At 69.8% G+C, this 14182-nt stretch carries 11 protein-coding genes; 3 read left to right on the forward strand and 8 right to left on the reverse strand.

Annotated features, from left to right (window positions below):
• Positions 1 to 2: 2 nt before the first annotated feature.
• The 4 genes from secD to V5F53_RS07865 all read right to left on the reverse strand — a co-directional run bounded on the left by secD (position 3) and on the right by V5F53_RS07865 (position 4235).
• Entirely contained in the window at positions 3 to 1610 is a 1608-nt protein-coding gene (secD, locus tag V5F53_RS07850; protein WP_393997047.1) for a protein translocase subunit SecD, read from the reverse strand.
• 23 nt (positions 1611 to 1633) lie between these two features.
• Positions 1634 to 1981 (reverse strand): preprotein translocase subunit YajC, encoded by a 348-nt coding sequence (gene yajC, locus V5F53_RS07855; protein ID WP_393997048.1) that lies wholly within the window; start codon positions 1979 to 1981, stop codon positions 1634 to 1636.
• A 221-nt stretch (positions 1982 to 2202) separates the two neighbouring features.
• Complete coding sequence (locus V5F53_RS07860; protein ID WP_393997049.1) at positions 2203 to 3504, reverse strand: alpha/beta hydrolase; 1302 nt, start codon at positions 3502 to 3504, stop codon at positions 2203 to 2205.
• 71 nt (positions 3505 to 3575) lie between these two features.
• Positions 3576 to 4235, reverse strand: a complete 660-nt coding sequence (locus V5F53_RS07865; RefSeq protein WP_393997050.1) for a protein-L-isoaspartate(D-aspartate) O-methyltransferase — start codon at positions 4233 to 4235, stop codon at positions 3576 to 3578.
• A 122-nt stretch (positions 4236 to 4357) separates the two neighbouring features.
• Here V5F53_RS07865 and recG point away from each other — a divergent pair, with 122 nt between their 5' ends.
• Both recG and V5F53_RS07875 read left to right on the forward strand, forming a co-directional pair.
• Entirely contained in the window at positions 4358 to 6451 is a 2094-nt protein-coding gene (gene recG, locus V5F53_RS07870; protein WP_393997194.1) for an ATP-dependent DNA helicase RecG, read from the forward strand.
• A 264-nt stretch (positions 6452 to 6715) separates the two neighbouring features.
• The gene (locus V5F53_RS07875; protein WP_393997051.1) at positions 6716 to 7084 is read left to right on the forward strand and encodes a YbaN family protein; all 369 of its coding nucleotides are present in this window, start codon (positions 6716 to 6718) and stop codon (positions 7082 to 7084) included.
• Between the two features lie 77 nt (positions 7085 to 7161).
• On the opposite strand, the gene V5F53_RS07880 is transcribed toward V5F53_RS07875, so the two are convergent.
• The 3 genes from V5F53_RS07880 to glmU form a co-directional block, all read right to left on the reverse strand.
• Positions 7162 to 8331, reverse strand: coding sequence for a GGDEF domain-containing protein (locus tag V5F53_RS07880; protein ID WP_393997052.1), 1170 nt, complete (start codon positions 8329 to 8331; stop codon positions 7162 to 7164).
• A gap of 185 nt (positions 8332 to 8516) precedes the next feature.
• Complete coding sequence (gene glmS, locus V5F53_RS07885; protein WP_393997053.1) at positions 8517 to 10340, reverse strand: glutamine--fructose-6-phosphate transaminase (isomerizing); 1824 nt, start codon at positions 10338 to 10340, stop codon at positions 8517 to 8519.
• A 138-nt stretch (positions 10341 to 10478) separates the two neighbouring features.
• Entirely contained in the window at positions 10479 to 11825 is a 1347-nt protein-coding gene (gene glmU / locus V5F53_RS07890) for a bifunctional UDP-N-acetylglucosamine diphosphorylase/glucosamine-1-phosphate N-acetyltransferase GlmU (RefSeq protein WP_393997054.1), read from the reverse strand.
• Between the two features lie 149 nt (positions 11826 to 11974).
• Between glmU and V5F53_RS07895 the strand changes: the two genes are divergently transcribed.
• A complete protein-coding gene (locus V5F53_RS07895; RefSeq protein ID WP_393997055.1) occupies positions 11975 to 12373 on the forward strand; it encodes a hypothetical protein in 399 nt (132 codons plus the stop codon).
• Here V5F53_RS07895 and V5F53_RS07900 read toward each other — a convergent pair.
• Positions 12333 to 13952, reverse strand: a complete 1620-nt coding sequence (locus V5F53_RS07900; protein WP_393997056.1) for a glycoside hydrolase family 17 protein — start codon at positions 13950 to 13952, stop codon at positions 12333 to 12335. The two genes, V5F53_RS07895 and V5F53_RS07900, sit on opposite strands and share 41 nt — an antisense overlap.
• Between the last annotated feature and the right edge of the window lie 230 nt (positions 13953 to 14182).

Here is a 14182-nt window from a genome sequence, read left to right on the forward strand (position 1 = left end):
CTTCAAATGGGCAGCTTGGCTGGACGCTGCCACTTCACCCACCAGGCGATCATCAGGCGGGTGAGGGTGTAGGCCGTGAACATGGTGGTGAGCAGGCCCAGGATATAGGTGACGGCAAAGCCGCGCACCGGGCCCGACCCACCCATGAGGAACAGGATGACGGCGGTGGCCAGCGACGTAACGTTGGCATCCAGGATGGTGCCGAGCGCGTTCACGAACCCCTTGTCGATGGCAGAGATCGCCGCGCGTCCCTCGCGCGCCTCGTCGCGGATGCGCTCGAAGATCACCACGTTGGAATCCACCGCCATGCCGATGGTGAGAACGACGCCGGCAATGCCGGGCAGGGTCAGCGTCGCCCCCAGCAGGGACTGGAGCGCGAACATCAAGGTCACATGCACGGCCAGCGCGATCAGGGCGAACACGCCGAACAGCCCATACACGGCGATCATGAACACCGCCACCAGGGCCGTGGCCACATAGGCCGCCACCTTGCCCGCCTGGATGGAATCGGCGCCAAGGCTCGGGCCCACGGTGCGCTCCTCCACCACCTTCAGCGGCGCGGGCAGGGCGCCGGCGCGCAGCAGGATGGCCAGATCATTGGCCTGCTGCACCGTGAAGGAGCCAGAGATCTGACCCGAGCCGCCGAGGATCGGCTCGCGGATCACCGGCGCGGAGATCACCTGATTGTCGAGCACGATGGCAAACGGCCGACCAACCGCATCCTGGGTGGTCGCGGCGAACCGCCGGGCGCCGTTGGAATTGAAGCGGAAGGAGACGATCGGCTCGCGATTCTGCGAATCGAAGCCGGGCTGGGCGTCCACCAAATCCTCGCCTGAGACGCGGACCTGCTTCTCCACCAAATAAGGCCGGCCGTCCTGGCCCTGCAGCACTTCGGAATCCGCCGGGGCGCGACCTTCCTGCGCCTGCTCCGGCGACATGGACTGATCCACCATCCGGAACGACAGCTTGGCGGTCTGGCCCAGCAGCGCCTTCAGCCGCTGCGGGTCCTGCAGGCCGGGCACCTGCACCAGGATGCGGCTGAGGCCCTGGCGCTGGATATTGGGCTCCACCGTGCCGAGCTGGTCGATACGGCGGCGGATGATCTCGATGGACTGGTCCACCGCCGAGCGCATCCGCGCGTCGAGGCCCACCTGGGTGAGTTGCAAGGAGACCTGCCCCTCCCCGGCGGAAGACACCAGCAGGTCCATCTCCCCCGATCCGCCACCGAACACGGCGCTGGACACCGGCGCGGCAAGCTTGCGCAGTTCGGCGAGCGCCTTCTCGGTGTCCGCGGGGTCGCGCAGGCGCAGCGTGATGGTGGTGTCGCGGATGGCCAGGTTGCTGTAGCCGATCTTCTGGTCGCGCAGCACGCGCCGCGCCTCGTCGCGCACCTGCTCGGCCCGCTCCTTGCGCAGCGCGTCGCCGTCCACCTCCAGCAGGATGTGCGAGCCACCCTGCAGGTCGAGGCCGAGGGTCACGCGGCTCGACGCCAGCCAGTTCGGCAGGTGCGCGAGCACGCTCTGCGGCAGCACGTTGGGCAGCGCGAACAGAATGCCGAGGGCGACCGAGATCAGGATCGCCGCTGTCTTGATTCGGGAGAAATGCAGCATGTCGCGCTATCTATAAAAGCGAATCAGGAGGCGGAGGCCTCTCCGGGGGCCGGCTCGCCCTTGGAGCGGACGGTGGCGATCTGCGTGCGGAGCTGGCGAACGCGCACATTGTCGGCGATCTGCAACTCGATCTCGTTCTCGTCCACCACGCGGGACACCTTGCCCACGAGACCGCCAGCGGTGACCACCACGTCGCCGCGGCGCAGCGCGGTCACCATTTCCTGGTGCGCCTTGGCCCGCTTCTGCTGCGGCCGCAGGATCAGGAAGTACATGACCACGAAGATGAGCAGGAACGGGGCGAGCTGAATGAGCATGTCAGCCCCGCCGCCGGCGGCCGGAGCGCCCTGGGCGAAAGCAGGCGTGATGAACATTTGCGTCCTCGTTCGTCTGTGGGGGTCGAAGGAGCGAAGCCGGCCGGACCGGCGAATCCCGCGCGATGCCGATGGCAGCGAAGTGGCCGGACTATACCCAGCGGCCCGTCGAATGCAAACGCGACCTGAAACGAAAGGCCGCCACCCTTCCCTTGGGGCAGAAGGTGTGGCGCATGGGTACCACACCCGGGCCCGGCCGACGCCGGCCCCGGAAATCCCGCTTATTGCGGATGCGACGGCGCCACCGCCTGGGCGCCGGAATTGGCGGTGTCGGTGATGCTGGTGCCGAGCTGGTTCACATGGGTGGAGTAATGGTCGCGGGTCTCGGGATCGATCACCGCCACCGGCGCGGCGATCACGAGGCCGGCGGCGGTGCCCACCGTCGAGGCGGCATCGCTGGAAAACTGCACGATGCGCTCGCCAAGGCCGACCCGGGAATCGGTCATGGTCTGGCCCTGTGCGAGGCGGGCGCCGATGGATTGCACCACCTCCGGGCTGGCCGCGAACTTGCCGTGATTCAGCGGATCGTCGGTCTTCAGCTTGGTGAGATCGAGCACCGTGATCTGGTTCTTCTCGAACTCGCTGCGGTAGGGCTCCTGGCTCGGATCCACCTGGCCGATGCGGGGCACGTCGCCCCACACCCGCTTCGAAACCGCGAGCGCCTTGTCGTCCTGCGACACGAACAAGGTGAAATGCGGCCGCGGCTCGCCCAGCTCGTTGAAGATCACGCGGAACACGTCGGAATCCACATCCGGCGCCGCCAGCATCACATTCTTGATCTTGGGCAGGATGCGACCGTTGCGGATGGCCATCTGCCGCAGCGCCTCCAGCGTCACCACATTGCCCATGGAGTGGGCGAGAATGGAAATCTCACCCACGTTCGGGTCCTTGGCCATGAAGGTCAGGAGACGCTCCAGCGCGTCGCGGGAATAAGAGGTGCTCTCGCGGTCGTAACCATAGGCCAGCAGGCTGCCGCGCGAGGGCCAGGTGAACAGCACCGGCGTCACGTCCGCCCCCGAATCGTGGACGATCTGGGCGAAGCGGAACACCGCATCGTCGAAGCGCTGATTGTAGCCGTGCACGAACACCAGGGCTTGGCGCCCGGGGGTGCGCTTGATGCGGGTGTTGAACCACTTGATGGCCTCCGGCTGGGTCAGGTCCTCCAGCCGGGTGGTCACGAAATCGGTGGCCGGGTTGCCGGGAATGGTCTTCGGCCACTGCACCTCGCCGGGCGCCCGGGCGCTGTCGGGGGGAATCGACACGTCGATCTCGACGAACGTGGGCGTGAGGCCACGCTCGCCAGTGTACACGTCCGGCCCCTCGGTGCGGGCGCGGACGGTGGCGGCGATCATGTTGACGCGCGAGGTGCCCGGAACCTCATCGAGCACAGGTATCAACGCACCATTCGGTCGCCCGCCGCATCCGGCGAGGAGAAACAGCACCAGGACGCACCCGAGAATATGGCGCCAGCGCAGCGCAGCAAGAGTCCGCAACGTCTCAACCCCGCACACAAACCTTGCCATGTGGATAGGCCATGGCGGACGCATCCGCAATCGGCCCATCGACGGGCACACGGCGCGCGCGCGTTTTCTCGTCAGAGTGTGGCCGCCGCGCCCGGAATGAGCGGCAGGAAGCGCACCGGCATCAGCTCCCGCACCTGGTTGCCCGACAGCTCCTTCACCACCCGGACCAGCATCTGCACCTCGTCGGCCTTCCCCAGCGGCATGATAAGCACGCCGCCGAGCTTGAGCTGATCCAGCAGCGGCGGCGGAATCTCGCGCGCGCACGCGGTGACCATGATGCGGTCAAACGGCGCCCGCGAGGCCATGCCCAGCATGCCGTCGCCCACATAGGCCGTGAGGTTGCGCAACCCCAGCACCTCGTAGCGGGCCTGCGCCTCCGACACCAGCGTGCGGTAACGATCCACCGTCACCACCCGTGCCGCCAGATGCGACAGCACCGCCGCCTGATAGCCGGAGCCGGTGCCGACCTCCAATGCCGCATGCTGGGCGGTCACCCCCAGCGCCTCGGTCATGGTGGCGACGAGGCTCGGCTGGGACATGGTCTGCCCGCAGGGAATGGGCAGCGAGACGTCGTCATAGGCATGGCGCCGCAACTGCGGGTCCACGAACAGCGGGCGCGGCACCAGTTCCATGGCCCGCAGCACCGCCACGTCGCGGATGCCGTGCTGGCGCAGAGCCAGGATGAAGGCCATCCGCTCGGCCTTTTCGCCCTCGCCGTCCTCGCCGCTCATGCACATATTCCGCTTTTGAGTGTGAGCCATTGAAATAATAGGAAAATCAGCGATACCTCAAGTTGAACTTTAACTTTAAGTTCTTGCGCCACATTAAGAGATCGACCACCCTCCCCTCCGCCATGCGTCCGGCCTCGCTCGATCCGCTTTTCGCAGCCCTCGACAGTCTTCCCGGCATCGGGCCCAAGCTGCTGCGCCCGTTCGCGCGCCTGCTCGGGCGCGAACCGCCGCGGGTTCTCGACCTCGTGTTCCACATGCCGTCGCAGTTCGTGGACCGGCGCGCCCGCCCGACCATCGCCGAGGCGATCCCGGAAACCGATGTGACGCTGGAAGTGCAGGTGGAAGGCCACCAGCACCCGCCCCAGGGCAGCCGGGCGCCCCACCGCACCTTCGTTTCGGATGCCAGCGGCAGCCTGGTGGTGGCGCATTTCAAGATGGATCGCGCCCGGCTTGAGCACATGCTGCCCGTGGGCGCGACCCGCTGGCTGTGCGGGCGCATCTCGCTCTACGACGGCATGCGGCAGATGACCCATCCCGACCGGGTGCTGGACGCCGCCGGGCTCGCCCGGCTGCCGCAGGTGGAGCAGGTCTACCCGCTGGTCGAGGGTCTTGCCGCCGGCCACCTGCGCCGCGCCATCGACGCGGCGGTCGGGCGGGTGCCGCAGCTCGCCGAATGGATCCCGCCGGCGGTGGCGGCGGCGCGCCAGTGGCCGGCCTTCCACGAGGCCGTCGCCCGCCTCCACCGCCCGGCGACGCCGGAAGAGGCCGGACCCACCGGCGCCCCCTGGCGACGCCTCGCCTTCGACGAGATGCTGGCCCACCAGCTGACCCTCGCCTTTGTCCGCGCCCGGGAGGAGAAGGCCGGCGGGCGGCCCACGCATGGTGACGGGGCGCTGTCGCGGCGAATCCTGGCGGCGCTGCCGTTCGCCCTCACGGGCGCCCAGGAACAGGCGCTGGCCGCCATCCGCGCCGACCTTGCCGCCGACACCCGCATGCTGCGGCTGCTGCAAGGCGACGTCGGCTCCGGCAAGACGGTGGTGGCCCTGCTCGCCGCGGCCACCGCCCTGGAAGCCGGCCGCCAGGCGGCGCTGATGGCGCCCACGGAAATCCTCGCCCGCCAGCATTACGAGACCCTCGCGCCATTGGCCGCCGCCGCCGGCATCGAGGTCGCCATTCTCACCGGGCGGGAGAAGGGCAAGCCCCGCGCGGCGCTGCTGGCCGGCCTCGCCGAGGGGCGCACCGGCCTTCTCATCGGCACCCATGCCCTCATCCAGGACGACGTGGCGTTCCGCGATCTGGCCCTGGCGGTGGTGGACGAGCAGCACCGGTTCGGCGTCGAGCAGCGCCTGGCGCTGGCCCGCAAGGGCCCCGGGGTGGACATGCTGGTGATGACCGCCACCCCCATTCCCCGCACCCTGGTGCTGACCCTGTTCGGCGACATGGACTCCTGCGAGCTGCGGGAAAAACCGCCGGGCCGGCAGGAGGTGGACACCCGCGCCCTGCCCATGGAGCGGCTCGACGAGGTGGTGGCCGGGGTCGGCCGGGCGCTGGCGCGGGGCGCCCAGGCCTACTGGATCTGCCCCCTGGTGGAGGAGAGCGAGACCAGCGACCTCACCTCCGTCACCGAGCGGTTCGAGGATCTCAAGGCCCACTTCGGCGCCCGGGTGGATGTGGTGCACGGGCGCATGTCGGGTGCGGCCAAGGACGCCGCCATGAGCCGGTTCGCCGCCGGCGAAACCCGCCTTCTGGTGGCCACCACGGTGATCGAGGTGGGGGTGAACGTGCCCGATGCCACGCTGATGGTGATCGAGCACGCCGAGCGGTTCGGCCTCGCCCAGCTCCACCAGCTGCGCGGACGGGTGGGGCGCGGCGAGAAAGCCTCCACGTGCCTGCTGCTCTATCGCGGCCCGCTGAGCGAGACCGCCAAGGCCCGCCTCTCCATCCTGCGCGAGAGCCAGGACGGCTTCCGGCTGGCGGAGGAGGACCTGCGGCTGCGCGGCGAAGGCGACGTGCTCGGCACCCGGCAGAGCGGTATGCCCGGCTTCCGCGTCGCCCGCTTGGAGGTCCACGGCGCCGAGATGGAGGCGGCCCGCGCCGCCGCCGCCGCCCTCATCGGCGCCGACCCGGACCTGACCCGCCCCGAGGCGGCGCCTCTGCACACCCTGCTGTATCTCCACGAGCGCGACGCCGCGGTGCGGTTGCTCTCCGCCGGCTGAGCCCCCGGGGACGCCGGCCCGCTCCGCCCCTGACCTTCACCCCTGACCTCCGTCCCCGACCTCCGCTCCCTTGCCCTCCGCTCCCTTGCCCTTCGCCGGTGGAGACGGCATGGTCGGGTCATGAGTCCCCCACCGCGCCAGCCCCCCGAGCCTTCGGCCCCAGGCGTCCCCGGTGGCGCAGGCGGGCCGGCGTCGCACCCGGACACCCCGGGAGAACGCCCCCTCCATCGTTCGCAGGCTGATCGCACCAGCAGGGCCCGCGGCGTGCGGGCGGCGCTCTACCGGCAGGCGCTGTTCGCCGCCGGGGTGGTGTTCCTGGTGGTCGGCGCCATCGGCATGGTGGTTCCCATGCTGCCGGGAACCGTGTTCCTGATCCTGGCGGCGTGGTGCTTCACCCGCTCGTCGCCGCGCTTCGAGGCCTGGCTGCTCACCCATCGCTACCTCGGCCCCAGCGTCCGGCGCTGGCGCGAGACCGGGGCGATTCCGCTGGCCGCCAAGCTGCTTGCCCTCTCGAGCTTCGTCGGCACCTTCAGCGGCTCCTGGTATTTCGGCGCGCCGCCGGGGGCGCTGATCGCGCTCGGCGTGCTGTTCGCCGCCCTCGCCGTCTTCATCCTCACGCGTCCGAGCCAATAGCGCCAACCCTTGACTCTTCACGTGAAGAATTAACCATAATCATTTGATTTTAAAATAAAATTTATCACATCTTAAAGTTAAGCCGAAACCATATCGACCGGCTGCGGGGGCGCGCAGGCGACGCGATCGCGGCCAGCGGTCTTCGCGGCATAGAGCGCCGTGTCGGCGCGAAAGGCCGCCTCCTCCAGATCATAGGATGGGCCGATCTCTGCGACGCCGATGCTGACCGTGAGGGGGGGCGCTCCGTCCTCGATGCAGGTGGCCGTCGCCAGCCGAAGGGTTTCCGCATGGAGCCGCCCCGCCTCCACCCCGGTGCGCTCGAGCAGCACGGCGAATTCCTCGCCGCCGATCCGCGCCGCCAGCGCCGATTGCGGCACGGTGCGCAGCAGCATGGCGCCGAAGGCGCGAATGGCGGCATCCCCCATCGCATGGCCATAAGTGTCGTTGACCGCCTTGAAATGATCGAGGTCCAGCAGCAGCAGGCAGGCCGGGCGGCGCTGCGCGGCAGCCCGAGCCAGCAACAGGCGGGAGCGCATCTCGAATCCGCGCCGGTTGGCGACACCCGACAGGGGGTCGGTCTCCGCATCCGCCTGCTTTTCCAGAATCACCGTCTGCAGGGCCTTGATGAGCAGCACCAGGCCGGTGGCCACCAGCAGGATGCCGGAGCTGACCTGGGAGATCAGGGCATAGGTGCTGGCGATATAGTCCGTGGCCTTGGCCCCGGTCCCCACCTGGACCGCGACCACTGCCTTCACCGGGAAATGCAGCCCCAGCAGCGCGAACATGCCGGCCAGCAGCCGGTCGCCGACCGCCCGGGGGCTGTATCGCAGCACAACCCCCACGCAGGCCAGCATCGCCAGCGCGAAGGGCGATTGGTACGCCAGCTCATAGGCCAGCGAGTTACGCCGGAGCACGGCCAGCAGCGGCACCGCGAGCACCGCATAGGCCGCCAGGGCCAGCGCCAGCCGCCAGGGCGGCGGACGGCGATAGAACACCGCCAGCGCAGGCACCATCAGCAGCAGGGCCGCCGCGAAGCTGAAATAGACCAGGGCTCCGAAGAGGGTGGCCCAGCCGCTGTAGGCAAGCCCCAGCTGCGCGGTGGGCGTCAACATGCCGACACCGTAGCTGGCCGCGAACCAGATCGGCGCGCGATTGCCGGGGTTGAGCAGCGCAATCGTCACATAGCTCGCGGCGAACAGCCCGGCGACGGCCATGTTCATGACGAGCGTGAATCCCGCGGGCTGCATCTGGCCTCGTCTTCCCCCTGAAGGCGCCCGGGGGCGGGACGGCCCAGGATGCCACCCGCCGCCGGGACCCATCCGTCCGGACAGGAAGCATGCCCGGGGCATCCCGATCACCGCGCCGCTGCCACCCGTGGTGCGCAAGAATGAAAATCAGCGCCCCCCGGGCGGCAACCGCCGGGGCGTGCCGGCTATTCCACCGTCACCGATTTGGCGAGGTTGCGCGGCTGGTCCACGTCGGTGCCCATGATGACGGCGGTGTGGTAGGCGATGAGCTGCACCGGGATGGCATAGACCATCGGGCAGACCGCAGGGGACATCTCCGGCAGGATCAGCTTTTGCGCCGCGTCCACATGGGCCGCCTCCGCCCCCTTGGGGTCGGTGACGAGGATGATCCTGCCGCCGCGCGCCGCCACCTCCTCCATGTTGGAGACGGTCTTCTCAAAGATGCGGTCGTGGGGTGCGATGACCACCACCGGCATCTTCTCGTCGATGAGGGCGATGGGGCCATGCTTCAGCTCGCCGCCGGCATAGCCCTCGGCGTGGATGTAGGAGATTTCCTTCAGCTTCAGCGCGCCCTCGAGCGCGAGCGGATAATTGCTGCCGCGCCCGAGGTAGAGCACGTCCCGCGCCTTGGCCAGCGTGCGCGCCAGAACCTCGATCTCGGGGGCGAGCTTGAGCGCCTCGGTCATCAGCCGGGGCACCTCCATGAAGGCGCGCACCAGCCGGCGCTCGTCGTCCTCCGCCAGGCGCCCGTTGGCGCGGCCGAACGCCACCGCCAGGCAGGCCAGGGTCGCCAGCTGACAGGTGAAGGCCTTGGTGGACGCGACCCCGATCTCCGGCCCGGCCAGGGTCGGCAGCACCATGTCCGCCTCCCGGGCGATGGTGGAGGTCGGCACGTTCACCACCGCCACCACCTTCTGGCCGCAGGCCTTGGCATAGCGCAGCGAGGCCAGGGTGTCGGCTGTCTCGCCCGACTGGGAGATGACGATGGTCACCCCGCCCGGCTCCAGCGGGGTCTCGCGATAGCGGAACTCGGAGGCGATATCGATGGAGACCGGGATGCGGGCGAACTGCTCGATCCAGTATTCCGCCACCGCCCCCGCATAGAGCGCGGTGCCGCAGGCGGTGATGGAGATGTGCCGCACCGCGTTGAGATCGAACGGCAGCTCGGGCACCGCCACCTTCTCGGTGGCAAGGTCCAGATAATGGCCGAAGCTGTAGGAGATGACCTCCGGCTGCTCGTAGATCTCCTTGGCCATGAAGTGGCGGTGGTTGCCCTTGTCCACCAGCAGGGCGCCGGCGGGCACCTTCTGCACCGTGCGTTCCACCACCCGCCCGTCCTCGTCGCGAATGGTGACCCCGCCCCGGGTCAGCACCGCCCAGTCGCCCTCCTCCAGATAGGCGATGCGATCGGTGAGGGTGCCGAGCGCGATGGCGTCCGAGCCGAGGAACATCTCCCCCTGGCCATAGCCGATGGCGAGCGGCGAGCCGCGCCGGGCCGCGATCAGCAGGTCGGTTTCCCCGTCGAACAGGAAGGCCAGGGCGAACGCCCCCTTGAGCCGCGGCAGCACCGCCGCCACCGCCGCCACCGGATCGCGGCCGGCCAGCAGCTCGCGGTCCACCAGCTGGGCCACGACCTCGGTATCGGTGTCGCTGCGAAACGACACGCCGAGATCGGCCAGGTCCTGCTTCAGCTCGCGGAAGTTCTCGATGATGCCGTTGTGCACCACCGCCACGCGCTTGGTGGCGTGGGGGTGGGCATTGCGCTCGGACGGCTTGCCATGGGTGGCCCAGCGGGTGTGGCCAATGCCGATAGGGCCGGTGAGCGGGTGCTTGTGAAGCTTCTGCTCCAGGTGGCGCAGCTTGCCCTCGGCACGGCAGACCTCCAGGTGACCGTTCTCGAGCGTCGCGACACCGGCGGAATCATAGCCGCGATATTCCAGCCGCTTCAGCGATTCCAGCAGGTGATCCGCCACAGCGCTCTTGCCCAGGATGCCGACGATGCCACACATGCACACAAGCTCCACGTTCCGTTGCGCACCCCCGCCGCGCGGGAATCAGGGTGCACGGCAAAGCTGAATCCTTACCTACCCCTCTCCCGGGGCAGGCACGGAATCACTTCCCCTTTCCGTTCTTATCCCGCCGGGCGCTCACTCCTTCGGATCGCTCCGGCGGGCGCGGAACGCGCGGGCCCAGCCTTCCTTCACCAGCTGGCGGCTGCGGGCCAGCGCCAGGGCGTCCTCGGGCACGTCCTCGGTCACCACCGCGCCGGTGCCCACGAACGCCCCCTTGCCGATGGTGACCGGCGCCACCAGCGCCGAATTGACGCCGATGAAGGCGCCCTCCCCGATCTCGGTGCGGTACTTGCCGAAGCCGTCATAATTGCAGGTGATGGTGCCGGCGCCCAGGTTGGCGTTCGCCCCCACATGGGCGTCGCCCACATAGGAGAGGTGGTTGATCTTGGCGCCGCTTTCAACGTGGGCCGCCTTGGTCTCCACGAAATTGCCGATGCGCACGCCGCTTTCCAGCCGCGTGCCGGGACGCAGCCGCGCGAACGGGCCGATGTTGACCCCCTCCGCCACCGAGGCGCCCTCCAGATGGCTGAAGGCGTGGATGGTGACATCGTCGCCGACGCTGACACCGGGGCCGAACACCACGTTCGGCTCCACCACCACGTCGCGGCCGAGCCGGGTGTCGGCGCTCAGGAACACGGTCTCCGGCGCCACCAGGGTGGCCCCCGCCGCCATCGCCGCCCGGCGCAGGCGCCCTTGCAGGATGGCTTCCGCCTCGGCCAGCTGGAGGCGGCTGTTGACGCCCGCCACGTCATCCACCTCGGCCTCGGCCGCAACCGCGCAGAGGCCGTCGGCGCGGGCGAGCTCCACCGCATCGGTCAGGTAGTACTCGCCCTTGGCGTTTGCATTGCCGATGCGCTCCAGCAGCCCGAGCGCAGTGGCGCCCGAGAGCGCCATCAAACCGGCATTGCAGAAGCCCACCCCCCGCTCGGCGGCGCTCGCATCCTTTTCCTCGCGGATGGCGAGCAGCGCGTCGCCCTCGGTCAGCAGCCGGCCATAGCCGGTGGGGTCGGCCGGCCGGAAGCCCAGCACCGCCACGGCAGCCCCCTCCGCCAGCGGCGCGCGCAGCCGCTCCAGGGTCTGCGGACGCAGGAGCGGGGTATCCGCATAAAGCACCAGAACGTCGTCGGCGCCCTCCTCCAGGGCGGCGCGGGCGGCGAGCACGGCGTGGGCGGTGCCGAGCCGCTCGCGCTGCACGAATACCCGCGCCTGGGGGCTCACCCGCAGCGCCTCCATCGCCACGTCCTCGCGATCGGGGCCGACGACGACGGCGGTGCGGGTGGCGCCGGCGGCGCGGGTGGCTTCCAGCACATGGTGCAGCATGGTGCGGCCGGCGATCTTGTGCAGCACCTTGGGCAGGCGCGAGGCCATGCGGGTGCCCTCACCGGCGGCCAGCACCACGACGAGCAGGTTCCGTTCAGTCATGACCCTCTCTCCTTGCGCGCAGTCCTTATCGCGCCCCAGGCCGCGCGGGAAGTGCGGGCCGCGCGGCCCTGCGCGCCCTTGCCTCTGGACGGCGCCCGCGCCACCTCTTAAGCCAGCGGCCGAACCCTCAAGGCCCCGGACCCCGCGCCATGACCGACCTTCCCTATGCCGAACGGCCCTTGTTCCGGCCCGGCCCGAAAAGCCTCAACTGGCTGATTCCCCTGGGCATGGGCGCGGTCGGCTGGGCGCTCTACATGCGCTACATGGTGGTCGAGCCGGCGCTGGTCGGGCTCGCCTGCGAGGCCGGGCTGGAAAGCATGGGCTGCTCCGGCCGCGCCGCCGTGCTCACGCTTTCGCTCTGGAACGTGTTCGGCGCCCTGGCCCTGGGCGGCGCGCTGATCCAGCTGCTGACGCCCTCGCTCGCCGCCTTCGCCATGACGATGGTGTTCGCCGCCTTCGCCCTGGTGTTCCACAACGAACTGGCCGGGGCGCTGGCGGCGATGGGCCTCATCCTTTCCTTCGCACGGCCTGGACCCGCCACAGCGTGAAGGCCAGCACCAGGCAGAGCGCACCGAACCAGACGGCCTGCCAGTTGGCGAGGCTCTCGTTGAGCGGCACATAGATGCCGCCGGCGAGCATCACCCAAGCCGCCACGCTCTCGCCGAGGCCGGCGCCCTCGCGCTCCGCCCGCCGCGCCAGCAGCGGCGCGAACAGCGCGGCGACGATGCCGGTGAGCGCGAACACCGGAAAATCCTTGTAGCGCGGATCGAACACCAGCTCGAACGCCACCGAGCCGACCGCCACCACCCCCAGCACCAGGATCAGCGCCGCCGCCACGCTCGCCGTGGACGAGCGCGCCCGGAGACGGCCGTCGAGGACCACCGAGAACGGCGCCAGCCCCTGCCCGGCGCCGATCACCGCCGGCATCACCACCACGGCGGCGGCGGAAACCGCGAGCAGCGCGCCGTTGCGCAGCCATCCCACCAGGCCGAGGCTCTCCAGCGGCAGGGCCGAGAGCGCCGCCCCGAGGGTGGCGCCGCCGCCCAGCGCCACCAGCGCCACCGCGCCCCATTCGGCCGGCGTCACCGCGCGGCCGCGCCCGGCGCGCCAGGCGGCGCCGAACGCCGCCGAAACCGCCAGCAGACCGACCGCGATGTGCATCCGCCAGCCGGGGAAGTCCTCCACCGGCCGGCCCCATTCGAACTTGGGCGCGCGGGTGGAGGCGTCGATGATGCCCCAATGGCCGCCCACCGTGCCCTCGCTGCGCCGCTTCCAGGGCTGGTCGAAGGCCTCGATGACATTGACCCGGTAGCCCCGCTTCTGCGCCAGAGCCATCACGTCGTGCATCACCCGCGCCTGGTTGGAGGGCGAGGGCAAGGCCTCCTCGCGCATGCGGCCGGCGCTGGGCCAGCCGGTTTCGCCGATCAGGATCTCCTTGCCGGGAAACGCCTCCGCCATCTTCTGGCGAATCTCGTCCACATGCGGCCCGGCCTCGGCGGCGGAAACCGGCAGGTCCTCCCAATAGGGCAGGATGTGGATGGTGACGAAATCCACGGTCTCGGTGAGGCCCTTGTTGCGCTCCCAGAACTCCCACACGTCGGCATAGGTGACCGGCACCTGGCCCACCTGCGCCTTCACCCAGCGCAGGGTGGCGGCAAGGTCGGTGGCCGACATCTCGCCGCGCAGCAGCACCTCGTTGCCCACCACCACCGCCTTGACCACGTCGGGATTGTCCCGCGCCAGCTTGACGCCGGTGTCGAGCTCGACCCGGTTGCGATCCACGTCCGGCCCCAGCCAGATGCCGAGCAGCATGGTGAGCCCGTGCTTGCGGGCGATGGCCGGCGCCTTGTCCAGCCCCATCTCGATGGAATAAGTGCGCACGCAGCCGGTGATCTTGGCCAGCTGGGCGAAATCCTCCTCGATCTGCGCCTCGGGAATCGTCAGCCCCTTCACGAACGGCGACTGGCCGTCGCGGAACGGCGCGTAGGACACGCAAGGCAGCTTTTCCCCCGGCGCCAGCGGCGAGGGCGGCATGGCCACCGGCCGGCCCAGGACGGCCCACAGGCCGGTGATGAGCACCGCGACGATGAACGCGAGAACGAGCGGCAGCCGCGCGGATCGGGACATCGGAACTCCAGAAGCAGCGTCGGGGCGCGGCATCGGCGCGCCGGCGCGGGGCCGCGACCCGCGCCGGGCCCCGGTCCCCGAGGGAACCTCCGCGGCACATAGAGCTTCGCGGCGGCGGTGTGAAGCCTGGGGCCGCCGCGACCGCCTCCGAGACGGCGACCGTCGCCGTTCGCGACGCCGTCATGCTGACAAAATCGCCGCCTTCACCTAACGTGTCGCAGCGGATCGCT

Source organism: Xanthobacter cornucopiae, assembly GCF_043195065.2.
Lineage (GTDB): Bacteria > Pseudomonadota > Alphaproteobacteria > Rhizobiales > Xanthobacteraceae > Xanthobacter.

Bases quoted from the DNA above. Each gene is read 5' to 3' on its own strand.
- secD (WP_393997047.1), bottom strand. From the start codon at position 1,610: ATGCTGCATTTCTCCCGAATCAAGACAGCGGCGATCCTGATCTCGGTC.
- yajC (WP_393997048.1), bottom strand. From the start codon at position 1,981: ATGTTCATCACGCCTGCTTTCGCCCAGGGCGCTCCGGCCGCCGGCGGC.
- V5F53_RS07860 (WP_393997049.1), bottom strand. From the start codon at position 3,504: ATGGCAAGGTTTGTGTGCGGGGTTGAGACGTTGCGGACTCTTGCTGCG.
- V5F53_RS07865 (WP_393997050.1), bottom strand. From the start codon at position 4,235: ATGAGCGGCGAGGACGGCGAGGGCGAAAAGGCCGAGCGGATGGCCTTC.
- recG (WP_393997194.1), top strand. From the start codon at position 4,358: ATGCGTCCGGCCTCGCTCGATCCGCTTTTCGCAGCCCTCGACAGTCTT.
- V5F53_RS07880 (WP_393997052.1), bottom strand. From the start codon at position 8,331: ATGCAGCCCGCGGGATTCACGCTCGTCATGAACATGGCCGTCGCCGGG.
- glmS (WP_393997053.1), bottom strand. From the start codon at position 10,340: ATGTGTGGCATCGTCGGCATCCTGGGCAAGAGCGCTGTGGCGGATCAC.
- glmU (WP_393997054.1), bottom strand. From the start codon at position 11,825: ATGACTGAACGGAACCTGCTCGTCGTGGTGCTGGCCGCCGGTGAGGGC.
- V5F53_RS07895 (WP_393997055.1), top strand. From the start codon at position 11,975: ATGACCGACCTTCCCTATGCCGAACGGCCCTTGTTCCGGCCCGGCCCG.
- V5F53_RS07900 (WP_393997056.1), bottom strand. From the start codon at position 13,952: ATGTCCCGATCCGCGCGGCTGCCGCTCGTTCTCGCGTTCATCGTCGCG.